Origin of the sequence: Janthinobacterium sp. HH102, from assembly GCF_001758625.2 — a bacterium.
Lineage (GTDB): Bacteria > Pseudomonadota > Gammaproteobacteria > Burkholderiales > Burkholderiaceae_D > Janthinobacterium.
The window spans coordinates 5,470,955-5,486,190 of sequence record NZ_CP062062.1; the positions used below are offsets into that span (position 1 = coordinate 5,470,955).

General features: G+C 57.4%; 22 protein-coding genes. 2 read left to right on the forward strand and 20 right to left on the reverse strand.

The annotated features are described in order from the left end of the window. Positions 1–474: a translesion error-prone DNA polymerase V autoproteolytic subunit gene (gene umuD / locus JAB4_RS24835; RefSeq protein ID WP_070223525.1), complete on the reverse strand. Its 474-nt coding sequence runs from the start codon at positions 472–474 to the stop codon at positions 1–3. Between the two features lie 71 nt (positions 475–545). Then, a complete protein-coding gene (locus tag JAB4_RS24840; protein ID WP_070223527.1) occupies positions 546–1,229 on the reverse strand; it encodes an SOS response-associated peptidase family protein in 684 nt (227 codons plus the stop codon). Between the two features lie 174 nt (positions 1,230–1,403). Between JAB4_RS24840 and JAB4_RS24845 the strand changes: the two genes are divergently transcribed. Continuing rightward, positions 1,404–2,480: a ParA family protein gene (locus JAB4_RS24845; RefSeq protein ID WP_071650250.1), complete on the forward strand. Its 1,077-nt coding sequence runs from the start codon at positions 1,404–1,406 to the stop codon at positions 2,478–2,480. Between the two features lie 72 nt (positions 2,481–2,552). Here JAB4_RS24845 and JAB4_RS24850 read toward each other — a convergent pair whose 3' ends face one another. From JAB4_RS24850 to JAB4_RS24900, 11 genes are all read right to left on the reverse strand, one after another. After that, positions 2,553–2,813 (reverse strand): hypothetical protein, encoded by a 261-nt coding sequence (locus tag JAB4_RS24850; protein ID WP_070223528.1) that lies wholly within the window; start codon positions 2,811–2,813, stop codon positions 2,553–2,555. After that, positions 2,810–3,121: a hypothetical protein gene (locus tag JAB4_RS24855; protein ID WP_227742028.1), complete on the reverse strand. Its 312-nt coding sequence runs from the start codon at positions 3,119–3,121 to the stop codon at positions 2,810–2,812. The genes JAB4_RS24850 and JAB4_RS24855 overlap by 4 nt, the downstream gene beginning before the upstream one ends. An 80-nt stretch (positions 3,122–3,201) precedes the next feature. Next, complete coding sequence (locus JAB4_RS24860; protein WP_254670575.1) at positions 3,202–3,642, reverse strand: D-Ala-D-Ala carboxypeptidase family metallohydrolase; 441 nt, start codon at positions 3,640–3,642, stop codon at positions 3,202–3,204. Positions 3,643–3,662: 20 nt separating this feature from the next. Continuing rightward, positions 3,663–3,992, reverse strand: a complete 330-nt coding sequence (locus tag JAB4_RS24865) for a hypothetical protein (protein ID WP_227742029.1) — start codon at positions 3,990–3,992, stop codon at positions 3,663–3,665. Positions 3,993–4,155: 163 nt separating this feature from the next. Then, entirely contained in the window at positions 4,156–4,650 is a 495-nt protein-coding gene (locus tag JAB4_RS24870) for a hypothetical protein (protein WP_070217954.1), read from the reverse strand. Positions 4,651–4,662: 12 nt separating this feature from the next. Beyond that, the gene (locus JAB4_RS24875; protein WP_070300232.1) at positions 4,663–5,298 is read right to left on the reverse strand and encodes a hypothetical protein; all 636 of its coding nucleotides are present in this window, start codon (positions 5,296–5,298) and stop codon (positions 4,663–4,665) included. Positions 5,299–5,309: 11 nt separating this feature from the next. Further along, the gene (locus JAB4_RS24880; protein WP_071650128.1) at positions 5,310–5,903 is read right to left on the reverse strand and encodes a putative phage tail protein; all 594 of its coding nucleotides are present in this window, start codon (positions 5,901–5,903) and stop codon (positions 5,310–5,312) included. A gap of 4 nt (positions 5,904–5,907) precedes the next feature. Then, positions 5,908–7,023, reverse strand: a complete 1,116-nt coding sequence (locus JAB4_RS24885) for a baseplate J/gp47 family protein (protein ID WP_070217950.1) — start codon at positions 7,021–7,023, stop codon at positions 5,908–5,910. After that, positions 7,023–7,469 carry a phage GP46 family protein gene (locus JAB4_RS24890; protein WP_070217948.1) on the reverse strand — a complete coding sequence of 149 codons (447 nt, stop codon included), beginning with the start codon at positions 7,467–7,469 and terminating at the stop codon, positions 7,023–7,025. The genes JAB4_RS24885 and JAB4_RS24890 overlap by 1 nt, the downstream gene beginning before the upstream one ends. Then, positions 7,466–7,972, reverse strand: a complete 507-nt coding sequence (locus JAB4_RS24895; RefSeq protein ID WP_070217946.1) for a phage baseplate assembly protein V — start codon at positions 7,970–7,972, stop codon at positions 7,466–7,468. The genes JAB4_RS24890 and JAB4_RS24895 overlap by 4 nt, the downstream gene beginning before the upstream one ends. Continuing rightward, on the reverse strand, positions 7,969–9,069 hold the full coding sequence (locus JAB4_RS24900) for a phage baseplate assembly protein (protein WP_070217944.1): 1,101 nt from the start codon (positions 9,067–9,069) through the stop codon (positions 7,969–7,971). The genes JAB4_RS24895 and JAB4_RS24900 overlap by 4 nt, the downstream gene beginning before the upstream one ends. A 26-nt stretch (positions 9,070–9,095) precedes the next feature. Here JAB4_RS24900 and JAB4_RS24905 point away from each other — a divergent pair, with 26 nt between their 5' ends. Beyond that, complete coding sequence (locus JAB4_RS24905) at positions 9,096–9,326, forward strand: hypothetical protein (RefSeq protein ID WP_070217942.1); 231 nt, start codon at positions 9,096–9,098, stop codon at positions 9,324–9,326. Here JAB4_RS24905 and JAB4_RS24910 read toward each other — a convergent pair whose 3' ends face one another. The 7 genes from JAB4_RS24910 to JAB4_RS24940 form a co-directional block, all read right to left on the reverse strand. Then, a complete protein-coding gene (locus JAB4_RS24910) occupies positions 9,327–9,890 on the reverse strand; it encodes a hypothetical protein (protein ID WP_070217940.1) in 564 nt (187 codons plus the stop codon). It lies immediately after the preceding gene. Further along, entirely contained in the window at positions 9,887–10,777 is an 891-nt protein-coding gene (locus tag JAB4_RS24915; RefSeq protein WP_070217938.1) for a DNA circularization N-terminal domain-containing protein, read from the reverse strand. The genes JAB4_RS24910 and JAB4_RS24915 overlap by 4 nt, the downstream gene beginning before the upstream one ends. Beyond that, entirely contained in the window at positions 10,774–12,711 is a 1,938-nt protein-coding gene (locus JAB4_RS24920; protein ID WP_070217936.1) for a hypothetical protein, read from the reverse strand. The genes JAB4_RS24915 and JAB4_RS24920 overlap by 4 nt, the downstream gene beginning before the upstream one ends. Before the next feature lie 122 nt (positions 12,712–12,833). Beyond that, positions 12,834–13,136, reverse strand: coding sequence for a phage tail assembly protein (locus tag JAB4_RS24925; protein WP_070217934.1), 303 nt, complete (start codon positions 13,134–13,136; stop codon positions 12,834–12,836). 3 nt (positions 13,137–13,139) lie between these two features. After that, positions 13,140–13,508, reverse strand: a complete 369-nt coding sequence (locus JAB4_RS24930; protein WP_070217932.1) for a phage tail tube protein — start codon at positions 13,506–13,508, stop codon at positions 13,140–13,142. A 46-nt stretch (positions 13,509–13,554) separates the two neighbouring features. Further along, complete coding sequence (locus tag JAB4_RS24935) at positions 13,555–15,036, reverse strand: phage tail sheath subtilisin-like domain-containing protein (RefSeq protein ID WP_070217930.1); 1,482 nt, start codon at positions 15,034–15,036, stop codon at positions 13,555–13,557. Beyond that, positions 15,033–15,233, reverse strand: coding sequence for a DUF2635 domain-containing protein (locus tag JAB4_RS24940; RefSeq protein ID WP_070217929.1), 201 nt, complete (start codon positions 15,231–15,233; stop codon positions 15,033–15,035). The genes JAB4_RS24935 and JAB4_RS24940 overlap by 4 nt, the downstream gene beginning before the upstream one ends. Positions 15,234–15,236: the final 3 nt, after the last annotated feature.

A 15,236-nucleotide genomic window follows, 5' to 3' on the forward strand; every position in this document is an offset into this window, starting at 1 on the left:
TCACACCCGCAACTTACGCACGACGCCGGTAACCACGCCCCATATCTGCAGTTCGCTACCTTCGGCCAGGCAAATCGACTTGTATGCAGGGTTGTCCGGACGCAGCTCTACCCTGCCCCTCTGGCAGTAAAGGCGCTTGAGGGTATATTCGGCATCGATGACGGCGATGACAATGTGGCCGTGCAGAGGCGCGACGGAACGGTCGACCACCACCTTGTCACCATCTAGTATGCCCGCGTCGCGCATCGAGTCCCCCTCGACCGTGAAGAAGAACGATGCGGCCTTGTGCTGCACCAGCAGCGCGTTCAGGTCTAGGCCATCCTCGGTATAGTCGGCAGCCGGCGACGGAAAGCCGGCGGATATCCGATGGGAAATTTCCGGCCGCGCACTGGGGATTGGGTACTGCGCAAGCGGCAATGGCACCTGCGATACACCGGGCTGGCTAGGTTGAAGTATTAACAATGTTGCATTCATGGCTGGCCAATATACTGTGTTTTTATACAGTATATCGACCGAGGCAAGAAACAGGAAGTATAAAATTGTTTCTAGAAAAGTGATTCTGGCGGTGCAGCTTCAGCCTTCGCCGCCGGTTTCGCTCTTGTCCGAGGGGGCAAAGGATCGGACTGAGCGACGAGCAGGTCGGCGGGATACTGTCGATAAACGTCCTCCTCCGACACCAGCGAGCCATCTAACCAACCATGATACTGTTCCGGGTCCAGGATCATCACCATACGCTTTTCATCGTCTGGCTTGTGGAAGCGCTGCATCAGCGGGTGCCCGTCGGCGTTGATCGTCAGCATCGAAAACGACAGCAGCTGATCTGCCGGCCGGTATTCCCAAATTCCAGCGATGGCCACCGGCCCGCCGTCGGCGCGCTCGATTCGCCAGCGCACGGGCTTGCCGGTTTCGTAGTTGGGTTCGAAAAAATTGGCGGCCGGGATGATGCAGAACTGCTTGCGCTTCCAGGCGCTACGGAAGGAAGGCTTACTGGCCACCGTCTCGGTGCGGGCGTTGTAGGTCTGGCGAGCCAGCTTGTGGTCTGCCCAATGCGGCACCATACCGAACATGGCCGGGGCGACTTCCATCTCGCCAGGCGCCTCGTGCGGGCTGCGCAGGATTGGTGCCATGTAGCCTGGCCATGCCTCAGGCGGGAGGTCGAGCAAAGGGTATCCAGTTCGAAAGCTTTCTTCGATCTGCTCTTTACGGCTTGGCGTGTAATCGGCGCACATGTTTTTACTCTAATACACTATCGCCATGCGCGCAACTCTCTCCGACTGCAATTCCGGAAAAATATAACAATACCGCTTTTGCATGTAAGAACACGTCAAAATGTTGCATTTACACATACCAAAATTGATAATTTGCAATATAATATATTTTCGCCAATGAAAATTAGAACATCCATGACAACTACAATCTATTCTTTTTACAATAACAAAGGTGGGGTTGGCAAAACTACGCTTTGTCAAAATGCAGCAACCCTTTACGCTGAAAACAATCCAGAAAAACAAGTATTGGTAATCGACCTTTGCCCACAAGCTAATATTTCGCAATTCCTTCTGGGTGGCGGACATCAGGGCTACACGACTAACCAAAGGCTTCAATCACAAAGCACTCGCAGAAATATCGTCGGGTTTATGGATTGGATATTAAAAAGCAATTCTGGCTTTACAAGCATAAAAAGCTCATATGCAGTACAGGTTAATCCTGTAAATAATTCAATTCCAAAAAATGTATTTTTAATAGCTGGCGATTCTTTCTTAGAGTCGCTATCTCTTGCCCTAAATTACGCGGTTATTAATCCGGCAAATAAAAAAGCTTGGCCGGAATACATGACAGCCATTCGGCGCCTTTGCGAGCTAGAATTTGACTCTAACAACTTTGAGTCGTTAACAGTTTTTATTGATTGCAACCCAAGCTTTTCAATATACACACAAATGGGACTGGTATCGTCAGATTATCTCGTGGTGCCAATGATGGCAGATTTTAGCTCACTAGAGGGCATTAAAAGTTTGATGATGCTACTGTACGGACAATATCCATCTGCAGCACTAAAAACTTACGCTGAGGATGTCGTCACATTCAATGAATTAATCAATACCCACAATCTCCAACTACCTCAACTCTATGAATTCGTGTTTAACAACTTCACCACAAACGCGGGCGTAGCATATGCCTTTGATTCTGTCCGCGAAGAATTAATATCGTTCTGCCATCAGCAATTCATCAATCATGGTCAGCTTTTTGCACAAGTAGGCAATTCCATTACGTCGAAGGCAGAATGGGAAGAAAACTATGTATCAAATACAAAAGATTTCCACACTTCGGCGAAAGTATCAGCAAGTCTTGGAATTCCACTATATCAACTTCCAAGATCTAGCAGCTATATGATGCCAAATGGGCAAAGTATTAAGATGCCGCCAGCTAATTATGAAGAGTCGTTAGAAAATGTGAGAGAATTTGTCTCGAGACTTCGCTGACGCTTGTTTTAATTTTTTACACCGATCCTCTCTGCGGATCGGTGCGGCGGCGGTAGAGATGCCTCCGCCACATTATTCGACCGATTCTCCAGTTAAACAACCGGAGACAATTCCTCTCAGCGCCTCCTCGTACTTCCGCCCGCGCGGCCAATCTCGCGCCAGTGCCAGGACGATCTCGCCATCCATTGCCTCCGACGGCAACTTGTCGAATTCGTAGGCCGGGCGCTGCGGTACCACCTTTACACATGGTGTAAAGACGGGAACTTCGACCAGCTGCACCGTCGGAGGTGCGGTGCCGCAGCCGGCCAGCACCAATACAAGCATCCATTTCATCGCACGCCCTCCAGCAGCAGCCTGACGGCCGGCATCGCCTCGTCGCAGGTCGTAGCGCGCGCGCCCGCGATCTGCGCCAAGGCCGCGTCGTACTTCTTGCCCTTGGCAGCGGCGGCCACTTGCGCCGCCGCGCCGCGCTCCTGGGCTGCAAGCGTTGCCTTGGCCATGCCATCGATGGCGCGGTTTTGCTCGCTGATCGACGCGCGCAGCTGCTCGCTGACGCCCTGCTCCTGCACCAGCGCCGCGCGCGCGGCGGCACGGTCGCCGACGGCCAGCCACCAGCCCGTGCCGGTGGAGCTGGCGACCACCAGCAGCCCGGCAGCCAGCGCGATGGCGGTCGCCTTCCAGATCCCACTGACGGCGCCGGTCGCCAACGTGCCCAGGGCACTCACGAGCGCACCTGCAGGATGCCAGCGCGCGTGCCGTGGCGGTCGATGGTGATGATGCGGTTGATCGGCTTGGCCACCATCTTCGTGCTGACGTGCACCCAGGTCAACTCGTTGATGATCTGCCCGATGCCAAACTCGTCCAATTTCGGGAGCAGGGCCTGGCATACCTGGTACGGCGTCATGCCACGCGCCTTGAAGTCAGCCGCCATGCCGCGCACGTGATCGCTGCCATCGCTGCTGCCCACGCCACGATTGACTGGAATCGAGCGAAATCCGCTGATGTCGCTCATGGGTGTGTCGATGCCAGCGCAAGCCGTCAAGTAGTTGCGGATGCGCTGGAGCAGCTCGGCCGTGCGCTGAAGCTCGATCAGCACGCCAGGTGGTGGCGTGTTGTCAACGCGGTTGGTCGTTGCCCAGGCCGAGTCTGTCAATTCTTTCAACGTGAAATTCTTGGTCAGGTTCACAGGCCACCCCGCACATCCTTGACGACGGCGGCCGCGTCGCGCGCCAGCTCGCCGATGTCCTTGTCGCGGCGCTTGTCGAACCAGCGCACCGTGGCGCCCAGCACCCACCAAGCGGGCAAGCCGGCCGCCACCATCAGCGGCGCAGCGATGAACAAGAAGCCCAGGGCCGGGTCGCTGCCGTACAGCACGGCCACGGCGCGCGCGCTGTCGAATAGGCCCGGCATCCAGTTGCGCACGACCACGACCAGGGCAGGGCCCATCAGGGCGGAAAAGAGAATGGTGACGAAGAAACGCACGCCCGCTTCCTTGGCAGTTTTTGGCCACATAAACATGAATCCCAGTGAGGTTGCGGCAGCGCCGGCCAGGACCGGGAGGCCAAAAAATTTAATTAGTGCGCCGCCAGCGGCGGTCGTTTCGAGGGCCATGAATACCTTTCAGGTAGTTGAAATAAAAAAACCCGCCGAAGCGGGTAATTGGAGATGGGTTCGGTTAGATCGCAGCTGGATCGAACGCCTCGCGGATGACAGGGGGCGCTGCCGCGATGATTGCTGCATAGGCAGACTTCACTGCCGCCTTTAAGCTATCGAGGTCTGTCGCCCCCATCACATCGGGAACCACGGTGATGTCGAGCAGCGCCTGGCGGGCACTCGCAACTGCCTGAGCGGTCATGGTATCGGCGGCCAGCAATGCAGCCATCCCGATCCCTGCCAAGCGGTTGAGTACCTGTTCGCGGATGACGCGAACGGAGTCCAGGTATGCGGTTGCGATTGGCGCGAATGGGGGCGCTGGTGCGGGGGTAAAGGTAAACTTACCTTCGAAGAACGCGATTGCGTCGCCACGGCAAATTGCCGCACGCAGGTCTCCTTCGGTGACCGCATCATCAATCTCTACCGCATCCGCCGGCCATGTTCCAGCAACGTCATAGTCTTCCCGCAACTCCGAGGCATAAAAGCCTCCGGTTGCAACTGAGAAAAAGATACTCATTTAGCATTTCCTTTATTTGCCGATTGCAATGTATGACGGGGTAATTCCCCCAGAGATAGTTATGCCATTCCAGGTAAAAATCTTCGCCCCCGACAACGAAGTTATGCCAGCATTAATAACGGATGGATTCGCTGACGGAACGTTGCCACTGGATTCGTAGAATGTGAATATGTGTAAAAGTGCCGCGGGGAACGCCGTAGGGAATGTCACAGTTGAAGTACCAGACCCGTCTGAAGTTGAGCCATAACCCCACTGCATAATCTCGCCGCTTGGCAGTTTCCGCCACCCGTTCGGTGCGAGGGAAGCGCCAAAAATAGCGGCATAAACCGAGTTCCCCAATCCAAGCAGCTCGTTTCGTACTGCGGCCATTGTCGCCACTTTCGTGGTGTTGTCGAATTGCGCAGCAGTTTGAAAAACCCCAGCAGAGCGAAGCGCTTTGAGCAGCTGGGTATAGTCAGCTTTGGCCGGCACTACGCCAGCCGCCAGCACGATATTGCGCAGCTCCTCCTGAAGCATATTAAGAAAACTTGCACGTACCAGCGTGGCCTCTTTCACGCCGGGAACGCCCTCGGTAAAAAAACCCTCTCTGCCAGCCGCTTCCGGCTCTGGTAACGCCACTGCGGCGCTAGGATCATCAATACGGTACATAGAGTTCCTTGTTAGGTGTAAGTAAAAAAGACGACTGTGTGAGCTGGCGCGACCTTCCGGAGTTCGCACTCCAGCACTGCATTGGCAATCGATGTCAACGGCTCACCAGCCATCGACAAGCCCGCACGAAACGCAAACGAACTATGTAATGGCGTGCTCACGTGCCAGGCATGTGCGAAGGCATTTCCACATAGGGGCAGGCCAGCACGCAATATCCCAGCCCGCGCCGGGATGAACTGCGTAATATCAATGGCATACCCAAGGCTCAGGGCAAACGACTTCATGTAGTTAATGGACTGGCCTCCTGTCGCTGTAAAACGTGCGACCACCTGTGCCCGACGGCCTTGCAGCGTGGGAGCTGGCCCTGCGCATGGGTCGGGCAAACCGAGCGCGGCCTCCCATTCGGGCAGCAATTCAACGGTTGTCGTTGGAAATCCATCGACCAGGAGATGATTGGCGCGCAGGTTCTGTCGCGCATAGATCGGCGTCAGGCCGGCAAGTGCAGACGTCTGCACAGCATCAGGCGCGCGCGGCCAAGCAGGCCCGCGCGGCAATAGGGACTGCAACGCGCTGAGGTAATCAGCGGCGGTATATGCTGGTGCCATAGGATTATGAGTAGGTAATAACGCCGACAGTCGGCAGCGTGCCGGCAGCGTTGATGATGTCAGTCGTGGGCGCAACAATCACAAAGTCACTGACGCCTGCGACCGCAGCAATGGCGGACCAGGCGAACGCGATCGGCGTACTGCCTCCGGTAGCCTTCCCTGTACGAAAAAACACATCGGCAAGTGCGGCCCGGACAGCGGCTTGCTTCCCCACCGGAATACCAGACAGCGAAAAATTTACGGGGGCGGCCAATGGCGCAACCACGTAGACCAGCGCAGTGACGGGCTGCACTGGGAAAATATGATTGGCAACGACCAGCTGGTCACCGTTCGCCGCGACCGCCCGAGGCTCTTCCGAAGCCACACCATCCCCACCTTGAGGAAAGCCTGCTTGCGCTGCATTGGCGTTATCAAACATGACATACACAACGACCGTGCCAGCACCGAAAGAGTTAGGGGAGCACCATGCGCGCGTAACACCAGGCACCTCTTTGGCCCAGCCCACGTAATCGCTACGATCGCCGCCTTGCGGCGTGCTTTGGTAGGCTTCAAGCATGCGGCTACGAAAAGGGTCGTCTTTTTCAATATCAGCGCCGCCAGTGAAGGCTACACTCACCACGCCGTTGGCCTGAATGCCGGCGTGCGCTTGGCTAAGGGACATGACAACTCCCACCGCCGCATTGCCAAATGCCCCCGCGCTACCTGCTGGATCAGCAGTGATGGTGGCGCGGACCGTCACGCGCCCACCAATCTCCACCGCATCATCCAAGGTGTATGCAGTTGCGCCATCGCCGCGTACCAGAGTCGTCCCTGCCCCGATAACTGAGCCACTCGTGGCAGAGAAAGTCACCTTCCCTGTTGCCGACGTCGCCCCCTTACGGTAGATTCCTTTCAAGGCTGCCCAGCCTTCAAGATACTCGTCTGTGGCGGTAAATGGATTGGCCTGCAGGGCGATCCAGTCCAAATAGCCATAATGCAAATTAGCAAGGTTCGCCTGAGCAACTCCTATGATATTGAGGTTAGAGAAGCGCAGCAAGGCATCTGCGCCTGGCAACGCTGCGGAAATGTCCTGCGCGACCTGGCTACGCAGATCACTTAACGTGGGACGTGTATATGGCATCAGTTAATCACTTTCCAAACCCAGCTTGAGTTCATCGGAATTAATGAACCCTGGTCGTTGTAGGCCACAACATTGGCCGCGAGCATCGTGGGCGCCGACCATTGCGTCGTGATATCGAACCTGGCCACCACGCGATCAGCAATGAGCCATTGCAGCGCCTCAGCGATGTAGTCGTTTGCCCGCCGTAGCGTTTCCGTGGTTTGCTTGGCTCGATCGAGCAGCCACATGCGCGACCCCACCTTGAAGGGCTGGTCGACGTCGCCAATCCATCCCCGAGGATCGCGTGTTCCGTCAGCGATGACATCATCAGGATTTGCCTCCCGATCAGAGAAGAGACTGATGATGATGGCCGTCTCCAAATCGCTACCTGTCTGCAGCGCCAGGCCGTCCATCGCCCAGTCAGCGCGACCCAGGTCGCGCACCCAGATTGTTGCTGTATCACTCATGTTGGTATCGGCTTTCCTGATGTATCGCCGCCAGCCTTCACGCCAGCGGTCTGATGGTTGACCAGGCTGACGCCAGAGGCAGTGACATCGCCGGTTGCATCAAGATCGCCATGCAGCTTGATACTGCCGTGTATCGTGATCGGTAGCCCTGCACTCTGGATGACAATGCCTCCATGGGTGAGATGCACCGACTGGCCGAGGCTGTCGTAAATGGCGACTTCACCCGACGCCAGGCTTTTCATGCGGTAGGCCTGGCTGCCGATAGTGACCGCGATTCCATTGGTCCGATTGCCACCCATGAATGAAACGAACACATCAGATCCGATTGGAGGATTCGACGTAAAGCCGAAGTCGTGTGGCGCCGGCAGGTTGTCGATGATTTCCATGCCGCCGAACCTCACCTGCAGTTTCTGCACTGGTCCAGTGTCGTCCACAAAGGTCACGCGTCCCCGGCCGAACGCCAGCAGCATGCAACGGTACAGTCGCTCAATCGCCCCGATCATGGCGCGCCCGCCGCCGGCACATCAGCCAGCACCTTGTACAGCAGCATCGGCTGCGGAATGAAGGCTTCCGGCGGCATGATTACCAGCTCGCATGTCGTGCCGCTCTGCCCATCTCGCTTGTAGCTCACTTCACTGATCAGCCAGGTCGTGGGCGCCAGCTTTAATGCCGGAAAGTCCACCGCTACCAGGGTGTTCGGTGCATACAACGCACCGGCGGAATCACGCCAGCCGTCGGTGCGTACCTGCAACCGCCGCGAGCGGCCAGATCGCCGGGCCACTTCCCAGTTGGCGCGCCGCTTGAGCACATCAAATCCGCTATCTCCCGATTCCGCGATCAGCACCTTGCGACGATGACGCGGCACATTCGGATCGGTCACGGTGGCAACCAGGTTCCCGTCATCGCCAGCATCCGAGAACGTGTCCAGGTTCTGAATGAACGCCAGCACTTCGGAAAATCGTTGGTCCATGGAATACTCCAAGGAAGCTGACTGTACGTTGACACCCTGCTTGAAACCGCTGGCCGCCGATACTTTCCCAGTTTGAGTCAGAAACAAATTCCCAGCAGGATCATCGTAGGCAAGCAGCCCCGCATAGCGGCACAGGCGCTCGATGATCTCGAAGGCTTTTTCTCCCAGCATCAGGTTGAATTGGTGCAGTGGCGGTCCGGCATCCGTTACATCCGTACTTACGTGGATCGGATAGGAGGCATCGCCCGTCAGTGAAATACCATATGGTGCAGCAAGCTTGCGCGCGATTTCCAGCACGCTCGATCCGCTGATCTGTCCAGCTGGCCACTCTGCATCGCAATCGACCAGGTCCGCGCACTTTCCTCGGCCGACAACACGGATTGCGTGCGTTCCGGCATCCATGGAAGGAATGAAGCGGTCTACGTAGCCGGTCATGACCAGATCGCTGCCCAACAACACCTGACACGCGTCGCCTGGTTGAATGACGAAAGCACCAACCTCCTCTGGATAGAGTTCGGTCATGACCACCTCGAAATCACTAGGGCACCGTTCAATGCCGCGCGTAACTCGTACCGAGGTCCAGCCGGACAAAAGTCGACCTCCGACAATTAATGTGAGATCATCAGCCATATTGTTCTTTATGAAATGTGAATGCCATGAGCATCGTTGTTGCGTTGACGATCATCTTTTCGGATGGGTATATGGGCGGCTCCGTGCATGCCCGCGACTTTAAGACGATGGCCGAATGCAAGAAGTTCGCGCCACAGCTGGTGCGCTACTACACTGGCAATGGTCATCCCGCATCGTTCGTATGCGAACGGGCCGAAAAAATGGAGCGCCGAGGGCCCCCAGAAACCCACTCTGTTCAAACCCTACCTGCCGGTTAATTACGAAGACCGTGCCTTAAAGCTTGTGGGCATGAAGGCTGGATGAATCGGATTTGCCTGCCCCACCAGCTCATCGGCCCGCCCAGGTGTGCGATACAACCGCTGGGCCAGCACCGGCGCCGGCACCGGCTGCACGCTAGTGACAGTGATAATGGATGCCAGGCCGGCACCGCGTGTCGCCAGATCCAGCGACACCGCAGACCGCACTTCCCGCAATGCATTGAATGTGGCGTCCTGCCCCTGGTCGCCAGCGATCGTAATTTCAGCATCGAGCAACGCGCAAACCGCATCGCGCACCGCCGCCGCATCCTCCACAGAAGTGGGCTGATAAGCGGCAGACGCGCGGGCCAGTGCTACGACAGCGGCCCGGCGAAACATGTCGCCAGTGGCGTGTTGCACCAAGGCCATTGCCGATCCGATCGCCGACGACGTGGCCGGATCAGGAGGCACATTGACAGCCAGAATGGACAGCAAACGCATAGCGTCGCCCGGCTGCACCGCCGCATCCTTGATTGCGGCCGCCAATTCCTGCGCCGCGTCAACAAGTTCGCTACCTGTACTCATGATCCCAACCCCGATGCCGTTGATGTAAGTTTTTCGACTGCGCTCGATACAGCCGTGCGAGCGGCCGAGCCAAGCGCTATCAGCTTGGGAATGGAATTGGCCGCACTGGAGACAGCACCAGCAGCCACCGCGATGCCGGCAATACCATTGCCCTTGGCATAGCGGCCAAAGCCACCCTTGAGCGTGCCCACCATGTTGTATAAGTTCGTCGCGTCGTTAGCCAGACGCTGCGCCTGACGCCCCCAGGTAGCCGCCGTGCTGGCAACCTTCGCAACAACTGCTGCGCCCTGCTTGAGCGCCGCTGCTGTACTTGCCAGGAAGTCGCCCTTGGATGCGGCATCGGCTTGTGCGCATGCCTTCAAGACCGCCGAACCCGTCGACACCTGCACACTCGGGAAAACCCGCTTCCCTGACTCGATGAACGTGAAACTTAGTTGGAATACCCGTCCCTGCTCCCACTTTTCCTCAGCCACGCATTCAACTGCACTGGCGGTGAGCTGACCAAGCGTCGGGTGAATCAGCTCCCCACTACCTGCGGTCTCAGCTGCGGCGATCATGCGATCACGCTGGGCAATCACATCGTCACCAACCAGGAATCCCGTCATGGTGATGCGACGCACCGCTCGGCCCAGGTCCTCCACCCAGACTGTATCGCGGTACGGATATTCATGAACCGCCGTACGGCGGCCGAACTTGATACCACCTCCCAGGACACCAAAAGGCACACCGCGCCAGGAGGCGGGCCGCAGCTGGGCGGCCCAGCCTGTACCCGAGCCACCGCCCAGGCCGCCGCCGAAATCGGCGGCAACGCGTTTGATGGTGTTATCAGCAATGCTAATAGTAGTAGTAATCGACTGCAACGCGCCCAGAGCGCTATCGATACTCATCCTGCCGCCAACGTTGGCATTGCGTGGCTGACCCGTACTGGGACCATATTTCCACCTTTCGTACTCGCCGTTGCCGTCGTGCCAGCTGGCGCATTTTTAAAGTCGACAACAACCCTGGCCACAGCCTTCTCGACCATATCCTTGCTGAAGCCGCCCTGGTTACCTTCTTGCCTGATGATGGCCGATACGAGTGGCGCCACGGTTGCCTTATCAGTGAGATCGAGCTTCTGATTCGGACCAAAACCAGTATTCTTGGCCATCGCATCGATGTAGGCAGCCGTATTGTTTTCGCTCGCAGGCGCCCACTTACCGATAATGCTGGCGATAGTGTTGAGCCCATGCTTGCTTTGCTGTGTTTGCAGGTTTTGGATCATCGCGCTCAAGCCGGCTTCAGGCGTCGCAAATCGGGCAAAGCCATCTTCACGCGGGGTATTGCCCCATGTGCGCAGGTTGCCAGGATTGTTGTTCCGTATGCCGCGTGGGCGCGTGTCGCTGCCTGGTGACGACTCCCAGTCACCAGATGCGCCGTGTCCGTTAAACCGCCCACCTCCGGGCATGGCCGGGGAAGCACCTTGTCCCTCTGGTGCAGTACTCCATCCATCGCTGACACCCTTTGCGCCCTTAGCGAGCTTGTCGGTAGATGCTGCGATCTTGCCCTGTCCACTGGCAGCATCGTCCGACATGTCACCCCACATCCGGCGCCACCACTTGGCGAGCCGGTCCCAGTTCTCATAGATGAGCACCGCAACAGTCGCAATGGCGGTCAGGATGGCAGTAATGGGATTGGCCAGCATCGCCAGTCGCAACAGCCCCAGCGCACGGATCAGCACAGGGATGGTGACGGCCGCCAATCTAGCCAAACTAATACCAAACGAAGCGATGCTGAGCAGAAATGGCCCGGCCATGACGCCCATTACCAACAGAGCGGCAGTCTTCCAGCCACCGAGAGCATCAACAGTGTCTGAAATGCGAGACAGGAAGCTACTCATGCCGTTCAGCACGTCATTAAAACTGATGCGATTCAGCCAGTTTGCAAAAGCCTCGACAAACTCGGTGACGCGGGTAGCGATCAGGTCACGATTGGCCGCAATCCACGCGGTCAGCCGTTCGATAAAAGGCTGCAGCACCGGGATCAGGCGGTCACCGATAGAGGTCTTCAGACCATCTGTCGCCATATTCAGGTAGATCATCTTCAGGCCAAAGCCCTCTGCAGCCGCAATGCCAGCCTGCGTGCGCGATCCACCGAACTCAGCGACCTGGCGCTGATACTCCTCGATACCCTGCGCTCCTTTTCGCAACAAGGGCAATGCGGCTTCGATGCCGAACTGGCGGGCCACCAGGCTTTGCACCTGGGCACTCTTGATCCCGGCAATATAGGTTGCGATGTCTTTGAAGCCACGAGCGGCGTCGATGGAACCATCTGCAGTCTTATGGATGCTGACGCCGATCTTGTTGAGCAGCATCAGCGCGGACTGGTTGCGCCCGAACAGCGCATCTTCCATCGTATCGCCAACAGATTTCAAGCTGCCGGTCAGCTGCTCTGACGACACACCTGCCAGGCGCGCTGCACCGCGCATCGACATCAGGTCCGAGGTGGCCACGCCCAGCGTTCCTGCCGTCTTGCTCACTTCAAAACCAAGCTCCCCCCATCCGGTAGCCAGCGCGAACAGGCCTGCAATCGAACCGACGCCAATCACTGCGGTCATTGGTGCAACAATCGATGACACCTTACCGGCAACATCACCCGCAGCCCGTCCTACGCCCTGCATTGCCTTGCCTACCTTGTCGAGGCCCATGGCATTGGAAAACTGTCGTACAGACTGTTGAATTCGCACCAGCGGCTGGGTCAAACGGTTTAGCGAATTATTAATCCGCTGTACCGTCTGGGTCGCCCGGTCCACCGCCGAAATGACGATCTGAAAATTATTTGCCATTTACTCAGTCCCTGCCGCTTTGATGATCCTGTGCGCCTGGTCATTCCACCATGCCAGTTCGGTCCAGGTCAGGGACCATGCATCATGTGGCCCCCAACCGTAGTACTTGGTAAGTTCTGCGACTACATCTCGCCAGTTGCCAGGCCACCACCCGTAAAGCTGCCCAAAAAATCGGCGGCCTCCTGAAAGTCGCGCTGGGACAATTTCTCTACGGCGCCACGCGGCACCTTGGCAATGAGCGAAATCAGTGCGATGGCAATGTCAACGTTGCCACCGGCCTTCGATGCCTTCGACAATTCGCCTGCCGTCGGCTCGCGCAGGTTCAGGGTGCTGTATTCGACTTCACCCAGCTTGACTGGTTTGCGCAGCTCCAACGTTTTCTCTTCTTCGACCGGAGCCACCACTGCGGTTTCTACTTGATTCATGATTTACGCCTCCTCGACGCTAAAACCTTCCCACTTCACTTCAAATGTCGCCTCGGTGGTTTTCACCTCCAAGTCACCCACGGTCCACATGTTGCGGCCGATAATCGTCTTGCCATTGGCCAGCTCGACAGTGACGGTAACGTTCGTCATCGCATTGAAGCTCGCCACGCTCAAGCCGCCAGCATCACGGATAGTTCCGGACATGCTGCCTTGCTTCGGCTTTTCGGAATAACCATGCACCCGATCCTGCCCCATCAGTGTCTCGCGCGCCACCTTCGACACGCTATAGGCGAAATCACCGGCCAGCATGTAATTGGTGCCGTCGACGGTCAGGTAAGCAATCCCGGCCAGCCGGTTGGTTGTATCTGCCATAAAGGCTCCTTAAAAAAAGCGGCCGCACGTGGCGGCCGCGGTTGGCTTACTGGAGACGGAACTGATTCAGCAACGCAAAAACGCGCAACTGGTTGATCAAAATTCCGGGGAACAGGACGTCGACCCGGTTCGGGTTCTGGCTGTTTTGCTGCACAATCAGCCCTTCCTTGAAGGCATCGCCGTTCTGCACTAAACCATCCGCTTCCAGCTCACGATACTTGGCGATCAAATCGGCCCGGATAATGTTCGGCGTGACGATGGCCGAGCCGGACGCAAAGCGCGTGCCATCTGCCGCCAGCTTCACGCGTGCGTATTTCGACGTCACCATCGTCTTGAGGGCACGCAGGACATAGGCCAGTGTGAACATCGTTTCGATCTGTAAATAACTATTGTCGACGTTGCCGAAACCGTTTTTCTGATACGTCGTGATCAGGTTTTGAATGGCCACCGTCCCGTCGTCGGCCACTGAAAATGTTGAAATACCGGAGTACAGCAAGGAATTCTGCTCCGTCAGCTGGAAACGCATCTGCAACGGTGGCGCCAGCACGCCCTGAATTGCCACCGTTTGCAACGGCAACGCGGGGTCCGCGCGCAGGCTTACCGCTGCGGCGCCAGCCATCGATGCCGCCCAGAGCCACGTGGGCGTGGGCGAGCCATTGACACCCATTACGGTACCGTGCTGATCGTTACGCGCGGTGCCAAAGGTCACCTGTGCGCCAAAGGTACCCTTGTAAGCAGCAAAGTAGTGCCCGTACAGTTGCTGATTCCAGGCCCAACGTCCCGTGCTGTCATTGAGCAAACTTTTGAGGGCATCGAGGGACGCGGTATCCGTGTACGGGCTGACGATGAAATCGAATTCCTGGCTACCCAGATTCGCCAGTGCCACAGACAACGAGGGCGCTGTGGCACCACCTGCCATTGGCCCCAGCGTTGCACTCAATCCGGCCGGTAGCGCCTCACCACCGCGCGTACCCAGATAATTGAACTGCAGGTCGATATCGTTGCCGCACGGCCCCTTGTTGACTGCGGTAAGCGTCACGACACCCACCGCCGCCACCGCATTCACCGGGCAGGCCGCGTCGGCATTGATCAGCGCGGCCAAGGCAGTGGCCAGCTGGGCCACCGTTTGGCTGGTCAAGGCCGGCAAAGCGTAGCGCACGCCTGCGACGTACAGATACAGCGTGCCGTTGACCGTAGGCGACGTCAAAAAGGTGACCGTGCCGACAGCGGCCAATGCAGCCGCATCGTCCGAGAGGGGCAGGTACCACACCTCACCGAACGTATCGTTCACGCGGTACGCCGCTGTCATCAATGCCAGCATCGAATCCTGACCGCCGGCAATTGCGGCGTCCGCCGCCCCCTGGGAAATAATAGGGACATTGGGCACTGCAGTGCCAGCGGCCGTGATCTGGCCAATGATCAGCGCGCGCTGATTGGACTGGGCGCTGTTGGCCCGCGAGTTGTCCACCTCGGCGTAAAACAGGGGTACCCGGATATTGGCCGGGATATTTTTAAAAGGGAGGGTCATTCCTTGCTCCGGTTTTTCGATGTCGCTGCATCGGCCATGGCCGATTTCTCTGCCACTGCCACTGCAATGAGGACATCCTGGTCATGAATCCGGCGCTGCCAATATGGCGCGTCGGGCACCTCCCTGCCCTGTTCGGGCAAGAAGTCGTGCAAATCAGGGTCCGGAATCCGCAGACCCGGCGCAGGTTTTACAAACATGGT